Here is a 15,940-nt window from a genome sequence, read left to right on the forward strand (position 1 = left end):
CCCCGTCGCAGAGCTCCTGCAATTTCGGCACCGGCCCGGCCGCGCCCTCGTATTCCCGCGGGTGCTGGATAGGTGCGCGGGCGAATGGCAGGAGTTATGCACCGATCGGCACGGCTCAGCCCTGTCGGGCCTTCAGGCGCGGGTTCTTCTTGTTGATCACGAACACCCGGCCTCGCCGGTGCACGATCTGGGCGCCGGGGAGCTTCTTGAGGGCTTGGAGCGAATTGCGGACCTTCATGGCCACACCTTCCTTGATGAGAATGAATATCAATTAGAGTAACAGCCATGACACCGACTTCATTCCTCACCGTCAACCTTGTCAGCGGACTGCCCGGCGCCGGCAAGACCTCCATCGCCCGGGCGAGCGGGCGAAGGAACATCGGCCTGCAGGCATCGGATCCCGAGACCGTGGGCCTCGCCATTGCGAGCGCCAACACCTCGACCGACGTCATGCTCGAGGTGCACCCCTCTGCCGCCCCGGTGGATGTCGCCATCTCGGTCATCGCGGCCGGTGACCCGGCCCTCCGACCCGGCACCGCCGCCATCCGTCTGGGCAATTTCGTCAGCGTGCTCGACGCCTCCAGCTTTTGGCGGGACATCCGCAGCGACAGGCTCGCGCCCGAGCCCCCGGTTCCCTGCGTCACGCACGGTGAGCACGACCGCACCGTCGCGGATGCCCTCGTGCAGCAGATCGAGTGGGCCAGCGTGGTGGTGATCAACAAGACCGACCTCGCCAGCGCGGCCGACTGCGCAGACCTGCGCGACTTCGTGCGCCTGCTCAACCCGTCCAGCCACGTCGTCTTCGCCCGGCACGGACGCAGCGCGGTCAGCCCGTGGCTGCCGCCGCGGGAAGACATGCTGCACTGGCTGCAGCAGAGCCCCGGCTGGATCCGGCAGCTGAACGGCGAGGGCCTGCTGGCGTCCAGCCGCACCGGTCTCGGCTGCGTCGTCTACCGCGATCCGCGTCCGTTCCACCCGGGCCGGCTGGCCGACTTTCTCAGCGACAGATCCGCCCAGTCGGGTGAAATCCTGCGATCACGCGGACTCTTCCGCCTCGCGACCCGCCCTCACGTCGTCGGCTCCTGGAACAGCGCCGGCCCGACCATCGAGTTCGAGCCGACCGGAATGGGCAGTCACGACCCCGACTCCCCCTGGGGCCAAGAGATCGCCTTTTTCGGCCGCAATCTCGATGCCGCCACCCTCACCGCCAACCTCGATGCCTGCCTGCTCGACGACCGCGAGTTCATCGGCGGACCCCTGGAGTGGAGGAGCCTGGCCGACCCGTTCCCAGCCTGGGACCTGGACAGGGACGACGCCTAGGGAAACGTCGGGTACCGCCGTTAGCGCTTGAGCGCAGGAATAGCCGTGATCAAGCCCAGTCCGATGCTGACCCGATCGGCGACTTCGATGACCTCTTCGGACAAGGCGTCCACGTCATGGCTTCGCATGACGCTCAAACGCCCCGACACCGAGATAGCGGCGACGATGGTGCCGGAGGAGTCTCGGATCGGTGCGGCGACGCACAGCCGGCCGAGGGCGAGTTCCTCGATCTCAGTACACCGGCCGAGCCTGGCCGATTCACGCAAGTCACTCGTGAGCTGCTGGTGCGAAGCAATGGTGTTCGCCGTGTAGCTCGGAAGCGTGGGACCGAGAAGCGCGATTCGCTGGTCTTCGGTCATGTCGAGCATGAGGCATTTCCCTAACGCCGATCCGTGCATCGGTTGGCTCATCCCGACCATCGTGTGCGCCTTGGGAGCCAGAGGTCCCTCGAAGTGACAGAGGTAGACGAGACCAGCCCCGTCACGCACCGCGACGTTGACGCTCAGGCCCGTGCGCTGGGCAAGGTCCTGAGCGGCAACCCGCGATTCACGATGTACTGGATTCTGATTGAGCGCCAGGCTGGAGAGCGCAACGATGGCCATCCCGATGTGGTAACTCAGCCCATCCGGCTCCTTGCGGACGTACCCGAGCTCCTCCAGCGTTCCCAACAGTCTCGAGGTGGTCGATGCGCCCAGACCGATGGCCCGAGCGATATCGGATGCCCGCATAGACCCAGTCTTCGACTCGCCGAGTGCAGACAGAACTGCCGCGGCGCGTCCGATGCTCTGGTTGATCTCTGCTGGCACGTGGTCTCCGTCTAGGAAGGTAATGGCTTGTGTGCTGTCTCGCGAGCTCGGAGCACGACCACCAGCGATGTGAGCGCCGCGGCCATGACGTAGAACGCGGGAGCAAATGTGTTTCCCGTACTGGCGATGAGGAATGCGGCGAAGAGCGGGGTAATGCCACCGAAGAACGCAACCGCCAGGTTGTACGCGATGGAAATGCTCCCGTACCGAATGCTCGTCGGGAACAACTCTGCCATAGCCGCGCTGGAAGCTCCGTCGAATGCCGCCATGAACACCCCGAGGAGCACCATCGCGCATGTCGCGGCCAGGAAATTGCCGGCATTCATCAGCATGAGCGTCGGATAGGTGAACACCAGGAAGCCCACGCATCCGGCTATCATCACCGGTTTGCGCCCGACCTTGTCGGACAGCAGCCCCATGAACGGGACGAGCACGACGATGGCGGCGAGACCGATGACGGTCACTGCATAGCTGACCGGCCGCGTGTAGCCGAGGTCGGTCTGCAGGTAGGACGGCATGAAGGTCTGCAGGATCCAGTGCCCCACGGCCTTGAGCACGACGAAACCGACGCAGAAGAGCAGCGCCCGCCAGGACGTCTTCAGCGAGGCGAGCAGCGGTGAGCGTTCCAGGCTGCCCTTGGCCTTGATGGCAAGGAACTCGGGAGTGTCTTCCAGGCGACTGCGCATGTAGAGGCCCACCAGGCCGAGCGGTGCCGCCAGCAGGAACGGGAGGCGCCAGCCCCAGTTGTTGAGATCGTCGGGCGTCATGACGGCGGTCAGGAATAGCACCAGGCCACCGCCCGCGACGAAGGCGGCAAAGCCGAACACGTCGATGAAGCTGGTCACGAATCCCCGACGGTTCGCCGGAGCGTATTCGAAGAGCAGCGTGGTGGCGCCCGAGCTCTCGCCGCCGGCGGCGAAGCCCTGAATGAGACGCACGAGCACGAGGAGTATCGGAGCCCAGAGCCCGATCGCACCGAAGGTCGGGAGTAGTCCCATCACAAACGTGGCGCCGGACGTGACCAGGATGACGACAGCGAGAATCGTCTTGCGACCGATCCGGTCACCCAGGGAGCCGAAGAACAGGCCGCCGATGGGGCGCATGACGAATCCGGCTCCGAACACCGCGAACGCGGCCAGGACTGCCGCTTGGGCGTTGCCCTGCTGGAAGAAGTTGAGGCTGATCACTGTGGCCAGGGTGCCGTACAGCCCGAAGTCGAACCACTCGACGAAATGGCCGATGCCGGCGGCCCCAATCGCTTTCCTGAGTTGACGGGAGCGCTCCGCGTCCGACAACAGGACCGGTTCCGGCGTGCTCGAGGCCGCCGCTTCTGTGGTGGTTGGATCAATCAATTTTCATTTCCTCACGCATCTTTGTCATGGGCGCCAAATGGCGACTACAAGTTACCACCAAGTGAGAACAAATAACCACTGAGTGACATAGCTTTTCCGGTGTGTGGTAATTTTGGGCATCCTCGAGTCGGAGGATGCGGGACTGAAACCCGCCGATTGGGAGTGCTGATGCGCAAGAGAAATGAATCCAGTGACGTCGTGGTTATTGGAGGCGGACTGGCCGGAGTGTCGGCGGCGGTCGCTGCCGCCCGAATGGGATCGCGGGTGTCACTCATCACCAACCGCCCCGTCCTCGGGGGCAATTCGTCCAGTGAGATCCGCGTCTGGGTGGTGGGCGCAACGGCCCACGGTCGACAGCGTTTCGCACGCGAAACCGGCCTCATGGGCGAATTGTTCCTCGAGAACCAGTTTCGCAACCCAGAAGGAAACCCCTACTACTGGGATCAAACGGTACTCGATCTGGTGAGAGCCGAGCCGAATCTCACTCTGCATCTGAACACGGACGTGCGCGATGTCGAACTCGGGGAGCACGACAGCGCTCGCATCACAGCCGTGACCGGCTGGACCATGGGTTCAGAGATCCTCACCCGATTCGACGCCCCCATTTTCATCGACTGTACCGGCGACGGCCTGGTCGGCGCACTCGCCGGCGCTGACTTCCGCATCGGTCGTGAGTCTCGCGACACCTACGGTGAGGAGTGGGCACCGGAACATGCCGACGACGAACTGTTGGGCAGCAGCCTGTTCTTCTACACGAAGGACGCGGGACGCCCCGAGAAGTTCGTGCCGCCGAGCATTGCGAAAGACATCTCGCAGACGCCGATTCTCACCAACCGGATCATTCGCACCGGCGACAACGGCTGCGACTACTGGTGGATCGAGTGGGGCGGTGAACTGGACACGGTCGGCGACAACGAAGTAATCCGCGACGAACTCTGGGGCGTGGCCTACGGCATCTGGGACTACATCAAGAACTCCGGCAAATTCGACGCCGACAACTTGACGTTGGAATGGGTCGGCTCCATCCCCGGAAAACGCGAGTACCGCCGGTTCGTCGGCGACTACACCCTCACGCAGAATGACATCCTCGAGCAGACGCAGTTCGATGACGCCGTCGCATTCGGTGGATGGTCGATCGATCTCCATCCGGTCGAGGGCGTCTACGCGGAGACCGCCGGCGCGCTGCAGAAGTACTCCAACGGTGTCTACGACATTCCCTTCCGCACGCTGTACTCGCACAACGTCGACAACCTGTTGTTCGCCGGTCGCAACATCTCCGCCTCCCACGTCGCCTTCGGCTCCACCCGGGTGATGGCGACGTGCGCAACCCTGGGCCAGGCCGCGGGAACGGCCGCGGCGCTGGCGTCATCCCTCGGCGTCACTCCCCGGGACATCGGAACCACCCACCTCCAGCTGCTCCGCGAGACTCTCGCACGCACCGATGCTTCCGTTGTCGGATCACGCGTCGACGACCCGCTGGACCTCGTCACCAGTGCCACGGTCACCGCGTCGAGCACCCTCGACCGCCTGGAGATCCCCGCGGCAGCGGCCGTCGAGACTTTCCTCCTGGACCGCGATATCGCCATCGTGCTCCCGGTCGAGCCCCGTCTCGACTACATCGATTTCACCGTCAATGCCACGGAGTCGACGTCTCTGCAGATCGAGCTCTGGGACACCGGACAGCCCCAGAACTACGTGCCGATCAACCACGTCCTCACCACCCAGGCGCCGGTGCCCGCCGGCGCAGGGGTTGTGGTCCGCGGGCATCTGCCCTGGGAACCGTCCGAGCCCCAGAACGCGGTCGTCGTCGTCCGCGCTCATCCGGGAGTGTCCCTCCTCGTTGCCGACGAGCGTCCGTACGGTGTGATGTCACTCGTCGCCAAAACGGCCGCCGATTCGGAATTCGACGACCACATCCCCGATCAGGCGAATCAGCCGATCGTCGAGTGGGGTGCAGCAGCCCTGCGCCATCGTGGATTCGTCTTCTCTGCCGGCCCGAGCACCACAGCGTATGCCCCCGGTCACGTGTCGGATGGTTTTCAACGGCCGTACTCCGGGCCCCATATGTGGTCCTCCGCGGCTCCTCCGGCGACGTCGGAAGCCGGGGCAGAAGCGGTCGAGTGGGTGCAGGTCGACTGGGCAGCACCGGTCACCGTGAGCTCCGTGCGAATCGTCTTCAACGATGACGTCGACGAGGACCTCATCAACCTGCACCACCATCGGACCGAATTCGAGGTCGTGCCGGAACTCGTGGCGGACTACCGCCTCGAGGTGGCGTCAGGACCGGCGGATGCTCGCGAGTGGCGACCCGTGGCCGACGTGGTCGCGAACCACCACCGACACCGCATCCATACCTTCGAGGCTGTCAGCACCACGGGCCTCCGGCTGGTCACCACGCGCACCAATGGAAGCCCGACGTTCATGGTCAGTGCGATCAAGGCTTATGCGTGAGCACGCGTTCAGGAACCAGGCCGTAGGCGCGGCATTCCGCCCCGAGGTTCTCACCTACGGCCATTCGTTCTTGGCGGAGCAGGGTGTGGCAGACGAAACGCGGTATTACGCGCGACAGGTTGCCGCCGAGCTCGGCCTGGCGTACCCGACGGCGGTCGGCGGACAAGAGAACGCACTGAACAGAGCCGTCGGTGGAAGCTCGATGAGGGATGCCGCAGCGCGAGCGCTCGGTGAATACCACCGTGACGTTGCCAGCGGATCGGCGGTGGTCATCATCCAGGGCCTCATCAACAGTGCGCGTCTGAACGGGATCGCGCCCGCCGACATCACCACGGCACGCCATGCCCTGCACGCCCTCCTCACCGTCGTGAATGCTGAATCGCGTCGCGACGTCACCGATGCGGCGACGTTCAGGTTCGGCGGCGTGTGGCGCAGCCCAACGGACCACGGCGACCGGCCGCCGACGCTGTGGCGCGACACGTCCTCTCCTGGCGCCTGGGTAGACATCGCCGCACCGGATCATGACGCGTACCTGGTGTTCGCCGGCATGAGCACGAGCGGCGGCCCGACGGTCTCGGTCACAGACCGCACGGATCCCGGATGCCCCGCCGAGTCCTTTTCCCTGGGAGACCAGTGCGTCCAGTCCGCACTCTGGGTGCCCGTCGCCTACCGCCTGCCGCCGGCAATGCGTGGTCATAGCGTTCGCTTCAGCTACGCGGAGGGTACCGCCCCGCTGGCTCTGAGCTCGCTCCTCGTCCAGTCGCCCACGCCACCGGTCGTCCTGCTGATGAAGGAACCGTACTTGGCCGACTACGCGGCATCGACGGCATTCCCGCATGGCTCGGACGAGGCGCTTGATGCGTTCAACGCTCTCGCGGACGAAGCGGCGGCCGCGTTTCCGAGCTGTCGGGTCGCCGACCCGAACGTGGCGGGTTTCTGGGACAAGGCTCATCACCTGCAAGCGGATCACGTTCACCCGAACGAACGCGGCAATGATGCGCTCGCCCGCACGGCACTGGCCGCCTTGCCGTGACGTGTCGGCAGGTGGCACGAGCCACGGGCGCCCGAATACACGAAGAGGGCGGATGCCGAAGCATCCGCCCTCTAAGTGATCTAGGGAATTAGAAGTCCCAGTCGTCGTCTTCCGTATTGACGGCCTTGCCGATGACGTACGAGGAGCCCGACCCGGAGAAGAAGTCGTGGTTCTCGTCGGCGTTCGGCGACAGGGCCGAGAGGATCGCCGGGTTCACGTCGGTGACGGCCTTGGGGAACATCGGCTCGTAGCCGAGGTTCATCAAGGCCTTGTTGGCGTTGTAGTGCAGGAACTTCTTGACGTCTTCGGTCAGGCCGACTTCGTCGTAGAGGTCCTGGGTGTACTGGATCTCGTTCTCGTAGAGCTCGAACATGAGATTGAAGGTGTAATCCTTGATCTCGTCGCGACGCTCCTGGGTCTCCTTCTCGAGGCCCTTCTGGAACTTGTAGCCGATGTAGTAGCCGTGCACCGCTTCATCCCGGATGATCAGACGGATGAGGTCGGCCGTGTTCGTGAGCTTGGCGCGGCTCGACCAGTACATCGGCAGGTAGAAGCCCGAGTAGAACAGGAACGACTCGAGCAGGGTCGAGGCGACCTTGCGCTTGAGCGGGTCGTCGCCCTGGTAGTAGTCCATCACGATGGACGCCTTCTTCTGCAGGTTGACGTTCTCGGTCGACCAGCGGAACGCCTCGTCGATTTCCTTCGTCGAGCACAGCGTCGAGAAGATCGACGAGTAGCTCTTGGCGTGCACGGACTCCATGAACGCGATGTTCGTGTAGACGGCCTCTTCGTGCGGGGTGATCGCATCCGGGATCAGCGACACGGCGCCGACGGTGCCCTGGATGGTGTCCAGCAGGGTCAGGCCGGTGAACACGCGCATGGTGAGCTGCTGCTCAACCGGGGTGAGGGTGTTCCAGGACTGCACGTCGTTGGAGAGCGGGATCTTCTCGGGCAGCCAGAAGTTGTTGACGAGGCGGTTCCAGACCTCGACGTCTTTCTCGTCTTCGATCTTGTTCCAGTTGATCGCGTCAACGTGGGAGACGAGCTTGAGCTTGTCAATCATGTTTTTTTCCTCTTGGTGATACGTCGTTGATCGAGCTTGTCGAGATCTGAGCCGAGTCTTCGACGCAGTACTTGCATTCGGGCTTCAACACGCCCTTGTTGGTGTGATACCGGGTATGAGCACTGCGTTTACTCTTCGGCTGCGGAATGCCTTTGGTTGCGGCCGATAATTTTGCAATGGTCTCAGCACTGGTTGTCTTACCAAAATTCGGATTCAACGGACCTCGACGCTTGGCCGCCAGAATGAGCTTCGCCTCGTCCGACATCGTATGGCCGAAGCCTGGGTGATCTGATCCAAACTTACCGAAGTTGGGGTTGTCTGCACCTGTATGAGTGCCCTTCCGAGATTCGCTCCAACGGGCCCTCTGCTCGTCAGAGTGGCTCCGACCATACATCGGGTTGTCCACTCCATAGCGTGGCTGTATCGAGCGGCCCGTGGAGCGTATTCGCGCGGCCTCCCGCTGCTCTAGCGACCATTCGATTCCGGTCGGACCCAATCCCCCTTCCGAGAGATTGAGAAGCCTGTCACCCTGTGCCCGCAGTTTCGCTATCCACAACACCTCAGCCTTGCCGAGGTCTTCCAGAGTGCTAGTCACTACCTGAAGCGACTGCACATAGACGAATTCGGTAGGCGCTTTGCGCAGCCAGTCGTAAAACGGGTTGCGAACGCCCATCTCAGCTTTTCGCCTGTGCTGTTGCATTCGCCGGCGAATGCTGGCGGTCGTGAGCCCGACGTAGCGGAACTCCGGAGATGTCTCGAGTCGGACGCCATAAATGACACCGATGATACTTCCCGGAAGCGGCGACTTCGCCAGGCTCACGTTTGTGCCCTTCTCTATATGCTCAGGCGGCTCACAGCGAACTCACTCATAACGCACAGGAAACACAACCCTCAACCTCCGTGCCCTCGAGGGCCATCTGGCGCAGACGGATGTAGTAGATCGTCTTGATGCCCTTCTTCCACGCGTAGATCTGCGCGCGGTTGATGTCGCGGGTCGTGGCGGTGTCCTTGAAGAACAGGGTCAGCGAGAGGCCCTGGTCCACGTGCTGCGTCGCCGCGGCGTAGGTGTCGATGACCTTCTCGTAGCCGATTTCGTAGGCATCCTGGTAGAACTCGGTGTTGTCGTTCGTCATGAACGGCGCCGGGTAGTACACGCGGCCGAGCTTGCCTTCCTTGCGGATCTCGATCTTCGAGGCGATCGGGTGGATCGACGCGGTCGAGTTGTTGATGTACGAGATCGACCCGGTCGGCGGCACGGCCTGCAGGTTCTGGTTGTAGATGCCGTGTTCCATGACGGATGCCTTGAGCTCGGCCCAGTCGGCCTGCGTGGGGATCTCGACGTTGGAGTTGGCGAACAGCTCGGCGCCGCGGGCGGTGGCCGGCTCCCAGACCTGGTCGGTGTACTTGTCGAAGAAGGCACCGGAGGCGTAGGTGGAATCGGCGAAGCCCTCGAAGGTGATGCCACGCTCGATGGCGATCTTGTTGGAGGCACGCAGGGCGTGGAACAGCACCGTGTAGAAGTAGATGTTGGTGAAGTCGATGCCCTCTTCGCTGCCGTAGTACACCCGCTCGCGGGCGAGGTAGCCGTGCAGGTTCATCTGGCCGAGGCCGATGGCGTGCGACTTGTCGTTACCGCTCTCGATCGAGCGCACCGACGCGATGTGGCTCTGGTCGGAGACGGCGCTGAGTCCCCGGATGGCGGTGTCGACGACCCGGCCGAAGTCAGGCGCATCCATGGCCAGCGCGATGTTCATCGAGCCCAGGTTGCAGGAGATGTCCTTGCCGATGGTGTCGTAGGAGAGGTCCTCGTTGTACGTGGTCGGGGTGTTGACCTGGAGGATCTCCGAGCACAGGTTCGACATGTTGACGCGGCCCTTGATGGGGTTCGCCTCGTTCACGGTGTCTTCGAACATGATGTACGGGTAGCCGGACTCGAACTGGATCTCGGCGAGCGTCTGGAAGAAGTCGCGGGCCTTCATCTTGGACTTCTTGATGCGCGGGTCGTCGACCATCTCGTGGTACTTCTCGGTGACCGAGATGTCGGCGAACGGCACACCGTAGACGCGCTCGACGTCGTACGGGGAGAACAGGTACATGTCCTCGTTGTTCTTGGCCAGCTCGAAGGTGATGTCGGGGATGACCACACCGAGCGAGAGGGTCTTGATGCGGATCTTCTCGTCGGCGTTCTCGCGCTTGGTGTCGAGGAAGCGCATGATGTCGGGGTGGTGCGCCTGCAGGTACACCGCGCCGGCACCCTGGCGGGCACCGAGCTGGTTGGCGTAGCTGAAGGAGTCTTCGAGCAGCTTCATCACGGGGATGATTCCGCTGGACTGGTTCTCGATCTGCTTGATCGGCGCACCGGACTCACGGATGTTGGACAGCAGCAGGGCCACGCCGCCGCCGCGCTTGGACAGCTGCAGCGAGGAGTTGATGCCCCGGGAGATGGACTCCATGTTGTCTTCGATGCGGAGCAGGAAGCAGGAGACGAGCTCGCCGCGCTGGGCCTTGCCGGAGTTGAGGAAGGTGGGCGTGGCCGGCTGGAAGCGGCCGGCGATGATCTCCTCGACGAGGGCGACCGCGAGGTTTTCGTCGCCCTGGGCCAGGCCGAGGGCGGTCATCACGACGCGGTCCTCGAAGCGCTCGAGGTAACGCTTGCCGTCGAACGTCTTCAGCGTGTAGGAGGTGTAGTACTTGAACGCGCCGAGGAAGGTCTGGAAGCGGAACTTCTTGGAGTACGCCAGGTCGTTGAGCCGGGTGATGAACTCGAAGCTGTACATGTCGAGCACGGCCTGCTCGTAGTACTCCTTCTCCACCAGGTAGTCGAGGCGCTCGCGCAGCGAGTGGAAGAACACCGTGTTCTGGTTCACGTGCTGCAGGAAGAACTCCCGGGCAGCCTCGCGGTCCTTGTCGAACTGGATCTCCCCGCTCGGACCGTACAGGTTGAGCATGGCGTTCAGGGAGTGATAGTCCATGTCCAGGCCTGACGGCGGGCTGATCGGGGTGACCTTCACGGCTGTTGCTTCCAAAATTCTTCCAATCCCTCGTGAACGGTGGCTACGTCGTCCGGTGTGCCGAATACTTCAAAGCGATACAGATGAGGCACACCGCACTTCTGCGCGATGATGTCCCCGGCGAGGCAGTACGCCTCACCGAAATTTGTGTTCCCGGCGCCGATGACGCCGCGGATGAGTGAACGGTTTCGTTCGTCGTTCAGAAAACGGATGACCTGCTTGGGTACCGCAGACCCCTCGATGCCGCCGCCATAGGTGGGCACGACGAGCACATAGGGCCGCTCCGCGACGAGCGGCGCATCCTTGGGGTAGAGCGGGATGCGGGCGGCAGGCCGCCCGAGCTTCTCGACAAACCGTTTGGTGTTGCCGGAGAGGCTCGAGAAATAGATGATGTCGACCGCGGCGGAGCCAGCGCTACCGGCGGTGGACTCGCGAGTGGAATCAGCCTGAAGCAGCATGGGTCCCCTTTTCGTGCGAGTTGTGCGAACGCCCTCGTCGGGCCTTCGGCGGGCGGCGCCCCCCAGGCGCGGTGATCGTTACGCCAGGCGGGCGGCGAGCTCGTTGATCTTGTCGGGGCGGAAGCCCGACCAGTGGTCCTCGTCGGTGATGACGACGGGCGCCTGCAGGTAACCGAGCGCCTTGACGGCTTCGAGCGCGTTCTCGTCGGCCGACAGGTCGAGGATGTTGTACTCGATGCCCTTGTTGTCCAGCGCACGGTAGGTGGCGGTGCACTGCACGCAGGACGGCTTGGTGTAAACGGTGATTGCCATGGAGAGGCCTCTCGTATCGTTCTCGTCGTTCAGGTCCGTGGGCAAAGCTGAGCAAAAACCGTGGTGAAGACGTGATGGAAATGTGGTGGAAATGCACCCGTGAGGTGCGAAGTTCAGTTTCAGGCGTTGTGCGATTGCTTGGACTTCAATACTACATCTAGTGATCCCCAATGGGAACGGCCACTACATGCGGGAATTACAATTATGTACTTATCCACCGACATTCCACTGGTTGTCAACAGGGCGGCACGCCGAAAAGCCGCAGAATCACGCGGGCGGGCGCAGAGTTATCCACAGGTCGAGGAACACCACGATTCCGACCTGTGGAATCCGGCGCCGGGCGCGTCGGAGTGTCGCAAACGGCCCGGCCGGCCATCACGCCTTGCGTTTGCGGGACACCACGAATCTCTGCAGCAGCACGAAGGCCAACAAGATGCCGCCGGTGATGATTGTGGTCGCCTCCGGCGGGATGCCACCGTCGCGGGTGATGAGCACGTTCATCAGCCCCAGCACCAGGGCTCCGATGACGGAGCCGAGCACGAACCCGGCGCCACCGGTGAGCAACGTGCCGCCGATGATGACCGCGGCGATGGCGTCGAGCTCCCAGCCCACCCCGGTGATGTTCTGCGCGATGCCGAGCTTGGAGGTATAAACCACGGCGGCCAGTCCGGCGAGAGTGCCGCTGATGATGTAGATCGCCAGCTTCGTGCGCACCACCGGCAGCCCCATCAAGAGCGCCGACTGCTCGGAGCCGCCGATCGCATAGACCGTGCGCCCGAACCGGGTGCGGTGCAGCAGGAAGAAGGCGACGATGACCACGACGGCGGCGATGAGCACATTCGGTGTCGTCACCAGGTCGTCGATCTTGGGTCCGTCGTAGACCTTCCACTGGGTGGACAGGGTGCGGATCACCGAATCGTCTTCGAGCCGCTGCGGCGTCGTACTGAGAATAGAGGCGAGCCCACGGGCGAGGAACATCATCGCCAGGGTCGCGATGAACGGTTGCACGTTGAAGTACTGGATCAGCACCCCCGACGCGACGCCGAAGACCGAGCCGATCAGGATCATCAGCACGATGACGATGAGCGGGTTCCAGCCGGCGTTGGCAAGCATCACCCCGACCAGGCTGCTGATGGCGATCACGGCCCCCACCGACAGGTCTATGCCGCCGGTGAGGATGACGAAGGTGAGACCGACGGCCAGGATGATCAGATAGGCGTTGTTGATCAGAAGGTTCGAGATGGTGCTGAACGCCACGATCCGCCCGTAGGCGATTTCGCCATAGATCAGCATGGCGACGAAGATCGCCACCGCGGCCAGAGTGGGCAGCGTCTCGAGGTTCGGCTTCATTCGCGACAGCAGCGAAGGTGCGGCCGGCCGATCGAGTTCGGTGATGGTCATGCCTGCACCGCTTCCTTCTCCATGATGATGACGCGGGTCTTGCGCCTGTTGAACATCGAGCGCACCCGGGGGGACTGCAGGAGGCAGATGATCACGATGACCACGGCCTTGAAGGCCGGCGTCGCCGACGACGGAATGGACATGTACACGATGGTCTTGTCGAGCGTCGCGATCAACAGCGCGCCGATGATGCTGCCGGTGAGGGAGAACTTGCCTCCGGCCAACGAGGTCCCGCCGATCACAACCGCGAGGATCGCATCCATTTCGGCGGTCATGCCCGTCTTCGCCACCTCCACCGTCATCACGCTGGCGGTGCTGAAGATCCCGGCCACGCCGGCGAGCACGGCGCTCACTATATAGACGGAGATGAGGATGCCCACCGGGCGGATCCCGGCCATTCGGGCCGCTTTGGGGTTGATGCCGATCGATTCGATCATGAGGCCCAGCGCGGTGCGGCGCACCAGGGCGGCCAGCACCGCCACGATCAGCACGGCGATGACGAACACCACGGGGAACCCGAGGATCGTGCCGTTGGCAATCCACCGGAACGATTCGTTCGTCACCGAGGTGTTCTGCCCAGCCGTGATCACCTTGGCCAAGCCCCGGCCGGCGAGCATCATCACCAGGGTGGTGATGAACGGCTGCAAGCCCACGATCGAGACGAGGATGCCGTTGAGGGTTCCGAGAATCGCGCTGATCCCGAGTGCCAGGACCACGGCCATGGCCGCCGTGCCGAACGATCCGGTCCCGGTGTTCTTCATGAACTCCATCGAGACGGCCCCGGCAACGGCCATGACCGACCCGACCGACAGGTCGATGCCCCGGGTGGCGATGACCAGGGTCATCCCAACCGCGATCATCATGATCGGCGCGCTGGCCCGCAAGATGTCGATGACGTTGCCCGACAGATTGCCGGTGGCCGGGTTGACCGACACCCCGAGGTAGCCGGGGTTCTTGGTGAGGTTGACGACGAGCAGCAACAGGAGGGCCACGATCGCCCAGACATACGGTTGGTGGAACAGCGCGGTGACCATGCGCACCGCCGTGGAGGAACGTGAGGCCGGGATGGTCATGAGGCGCTCCCTTCAGAAGCGATCAGATCAACGATTGACTCTGCGGTCACCTCGGGTCCGTTGACGATCTCGCCGATCTTCCGGCGGTCCTTCAGTACGATGATGCGTTCACTGAGGCGCACGACTTCCTCCAGTTCGGATGAGATGAAGATCACCGACATGCCGTCATCGGCTAGCGCCACGATAGTCTCCTGGATCTCAGCCTTGGCCCCGACATCGATGCCGCGGGTCGGCTCGTCGAGGATCAGGAGTTCCGGCTGGGTGGCCAGCCAGCGACCCAAGAGCACCTTCTGTTGATTTCCGCCGGACAGGTCCCGCACGGCGCGCTCCGGGTCGGCAGGTCGCACGTTGAGCTCCGCCAGGTATTTGTCGCAGATGGCCATCTGCTCGCGCCGGGACAGCGGCCGGGCCCAGCCGCGGCGGGCCTGCACCGCCAGCACCAGGTTCTCCCGCACGGTGAGGTCCCCCACGATGCCCTCGTCGCGGCGATTCTCGGTGGAGAAGGCGATCTTCTGCGCCAAGGCGCCGACGGGGCTGGTCACCTCGGTGGCCTTGCCGTCGATGGTGACCGTGCCGGCGTCGGGCTTGTCGGCACCGTAGATGAGTCGGCCGAGCTCGGTGCGGCCGGAGCCGAGCAGACCGGCAAGGCCCACGACTTCACCGGCATGCACCTCAATGTCGACGGGTTCGATCGAGCCTTTCCGGGTCAGGTCCTTCGCACTGTAATACGGTGCGCCGCCCGAGTGCACGACCCGGGACCGGTGGGAGCCCAGCGAGTTGAGAGTGTCCACGTCCTTGCCGATCATCTCCGAGATGAGCTGGTTGCGCGACAGGGCTGTGGTGCGGTGTTCGCCGACGACAACGCCGTTCCGAAGCACGGTGAGCCGGTCGCTGATCGCGTACACCTGGTCGAGGAAGTGCGACACGAACAGGATCGCCACGCCTTCGCTGCGCAGCCGGCGGATCACGGTGAACAGGCCTTCCACCTCGTTCGCGTCCAGACTGGAGGTTGGTTCGTCGAGAATCAGTACTGTCGAGTCGGTGACCATCGCGCGGCTGATCGCGACCAGCTGCTGCAGGGCGAGGGAGATGCTGGAGAGCGGCTGTTTGGGATCCAGCTCGCCCAGGCCCAACCGGATCAGCGCCTCGTGGGCCGCCTCGTGGGTCTTGCGCCAATTGATGCCGAGGGGCCCGCGAATCTCGTGGCCGAGCATCACGTTCTCCCCCACGGTGAGGTTGTCGCACAGGTTGACCTCTTGATAGACAGTGGAGATTCCGGCGCCCTGCGCATCCGCGGTGCCCGCGAACCGGCGCGGAACGCCGGACACTGTGATGGTGCCTGAGTCGACCTTGTACACGCCGGTGAGAGCCTTGATCAAGGTGGACTTGCCGGCCCCGTTTTCGCCCATCAGGGTATGCACTTCACCCGGGAAGAGTCGGAAGTTCACGTTCTGGAGCGCCTTGACCCCAGGGAACTCGATCGAGATGTTCTCCATCTCCACGATCGGCTGTGTCGCTGCCATGTCTCTGCCTGGTCGTCCTGCCGGTATGCCGGCCTCGTCGTTGAGCGTGGCGAACCTGCCACGAAGGGGTGTGGTCGTTCCTGCGGCCGGTTGGCCGCAGGAACGACCCCGCGTGCGTCGCGGATGGATCCTCGCCG

At 63.5% G+C, this 15,940-nt stretch carries 14 protein-coding genes; 3 read left to right on the forward strand and 11 right to left on the reverse strand.

Annotation, left to right across the window (positions count from 1 at the left end):
- Positions 1–115: 115 nt before the first annotated feature.
- A complete protein-coding gene (ykgO, locus tag DOE79_RS09445; protein WP_120338289.1) occupies positions 116–238 on the reverse strand; it encodes a type B 50S ribosomal protein L36 in 123 nt (40 codons plus the stop codon).
- A 47-nt stretch (positions 239–285) separates the two neighbouring features.
- Between ykgO and DOE79_RS09450 the strand changes: the two genes are divergently transcribed.
- Positions 286–1,320, forward strand: coding sequence for a GTP-binding protein (locus DOE79_RS09450; protein ID WP_120338290.1), 1,035 nt, complete (start codon positions 286–288; stop codon positions 1,318–1,320).
- A 20-nt stretch (positions 1,321–1,340) separates the two neighbouring features.
- On the opposite strand, the gene DOE79_RS09455 is transcribed toward DOE79_RS09450, so the two are convergent.
- Positions 1,341–2,048 carry an IclR family transcriptional regulator gene (locus DOE79_RS09455; protein WP_245977249.1) on the reverse strand — a complete coding sequence of 236 codons (708 nt, stop codon included), beginning with the start codon at positions 2,046–2,048 and terminating at the stop codon, positions 1,341–1,343.
- Positions 2,049–2,137: 89 nt separating this feature from the next.
- Positions 2,138–3,478, reverse strand: a complete 1,341-nt coding sequence (locus tag DOE79_RS09460) for an MFS transporter (RefSeq protein WP_220094307.1) — start codon at positions 3,476–3,478, stop codon at positions 2,138–2,140.
- Between the two features lie 168 nt (positions 3,479–3,646).
- On the opposite strand from DOE79_RS09460, the gene DOE79_RS09465 reads away from it, so the two are divergent.
- Together DOE79_RS09465 and DOE79_RS09470 are read left to right on the forward strand one after the other, a co-directional pair.
- Positions 3,647–5,929: an FAD-dependent oxidoreductase gene (locus tag DOE79_RS09465; protein WP_120340254.1), complete on the forward strand. Its 2,283-nt coding sequence runs from the start codon at positions 3,647–3,649 to the stop codon at positions 5,927–5,929.
- Complete coding sequence (locus tag DOE79_RS09470; protein ID WP_120338291.1) at positions 5,922–6,962, forward strand: hypothetical protein; 1,041 nt, start codon at positions 5,922–5,924, stop codon at positions 6,960–6,962. The genes DOE79_RS09465 and DOE79_RS09470 overlap by 8 nt, the downstream gene beginning before the upstream one ends.
- An 88-nt stretch (positions 6,963–7,050) precedes the next feature.
- On the opposite strand, the gene nrdF is transcribed toward DOE79_RS09470, so the two are convergent.
- The 8 genes from nrdF to DOE79_RS09510 all read right to left on the reverse strand — a co-directional run bounded on the left by nrdF (position 7,051) and on the right by DOE79_RS09510 (position 15,803).
- Complete coding sequence (gene nrdF / locus DOE79_RS09475) at positions 7,051–8,025, reverse strand: class 1b ribonucleoside-diphosphate reductase subunit beta (RefSeq protein WP_066592434.1); 975 nt, start codon at positions 8,023–8,025, stop codon at positions 7,051–7,053.
- A complete protein-coding gene (locus DOE79_RS09480; RefSeq protein WP_245977251.1) occupies positions 8,018–8,845 on the reverse strand; it encodes an NUMOD3 domain-containing DNA-binding protein in 828 nt (275 codons plus the stop codon). The genes nrdF and DOE79_RS09480 overlap by 8 nt, the downstream gene beginning before the upstream one ends.
- A 46-nt stretch (positions 8,846–8,891) precedes the next feature.
- Complete coding sequence (nrdE, locus tag DOE79_RS09485) at positions 8,892–10,997, reverse strand: class 1b ribonucleoside-diphosphate reductase subunit alpha (RefSeq protein ID WP_120340256.1); 2,106 nt, start codon at positions 10,995–10,997, stop codon at positions 8,892–8,894.
- Between the two features lie 35 nt (positions 10,998–11,032).
- Complete coding sequence (gene nrdI / locus DOE79_RS09490) at positions 11,033–11,494, reverse strand: class Ib ribonucleoside-diphosphate reductase assembly flavoprotein NrdI (RefSeq protein ID WP_120338292.1); 462 nt, start codon at positions 11,492–11,494, stop codon at positions 11,033–11,035.
- A gap of 78 nt (positions 11,495–11,572) precedes the next feature.
- Positions 11,573–11,806, reverse strand: coding sequence for a glutaredoxin-like protein NrdH (nrdH, locus tag DOE79_RS09495; RefSeq protein ID WP_066592430.1), 234 nt, complete (start codon positions 11,804–11,806; stop codon positions 11,573–11,575).
- A gap of 375 nt (positions 11,807–12,181) precedes the next feature.
- A complete protein-coding gene (locus DOE79_RS09500; RefSeq protein ID WP_120338293.1) occupies positions 12,182–13,207 on the reverse strand; it encodes an ABC transporter permease subunit in 1,026 nt (341 codons plus the stop codon).
- A complete protein-coding gene (locus tag DOE79_RS09505) occupies positions 13,204–14,280 on the reverse strand; it encodes an ABC transporter permease (RefSeq protein ID WP_120338294.1) in 1,077 nt (358 codons plus the stop codon). Before DOE79_RS09505 ends, DOE79_RS09500 begins: the two co-directional genes overlap by 4 nt.
- Positions 14,277–15,803, reverse strand: coding sequence for a sugar ABC transporter ATP-binding protein (locus tag DOE79_RS09510; protein WP_120338295.1), 1,527 nt, complete (start codon positions 15,801–15,803; stop codon positions 14,277–14,279). The genes DOE79_RS09505 and DOE79_RS09510 overlap by 4 nt, the downstream gene beginning before the upstream one ends.
- Positions 15,804–15,940: the final 137 nt, after the last annotated feature.

The organism is Cryobacterium soli, from assembly GCF_003611035.1.
Classification (GTDB): domain Bacteria; phylum Actinomycetota; class Actinomycetes; order Actinomycetales; family Microbacteriaceae; genus Cryobacterium; species Cryobacterium soli.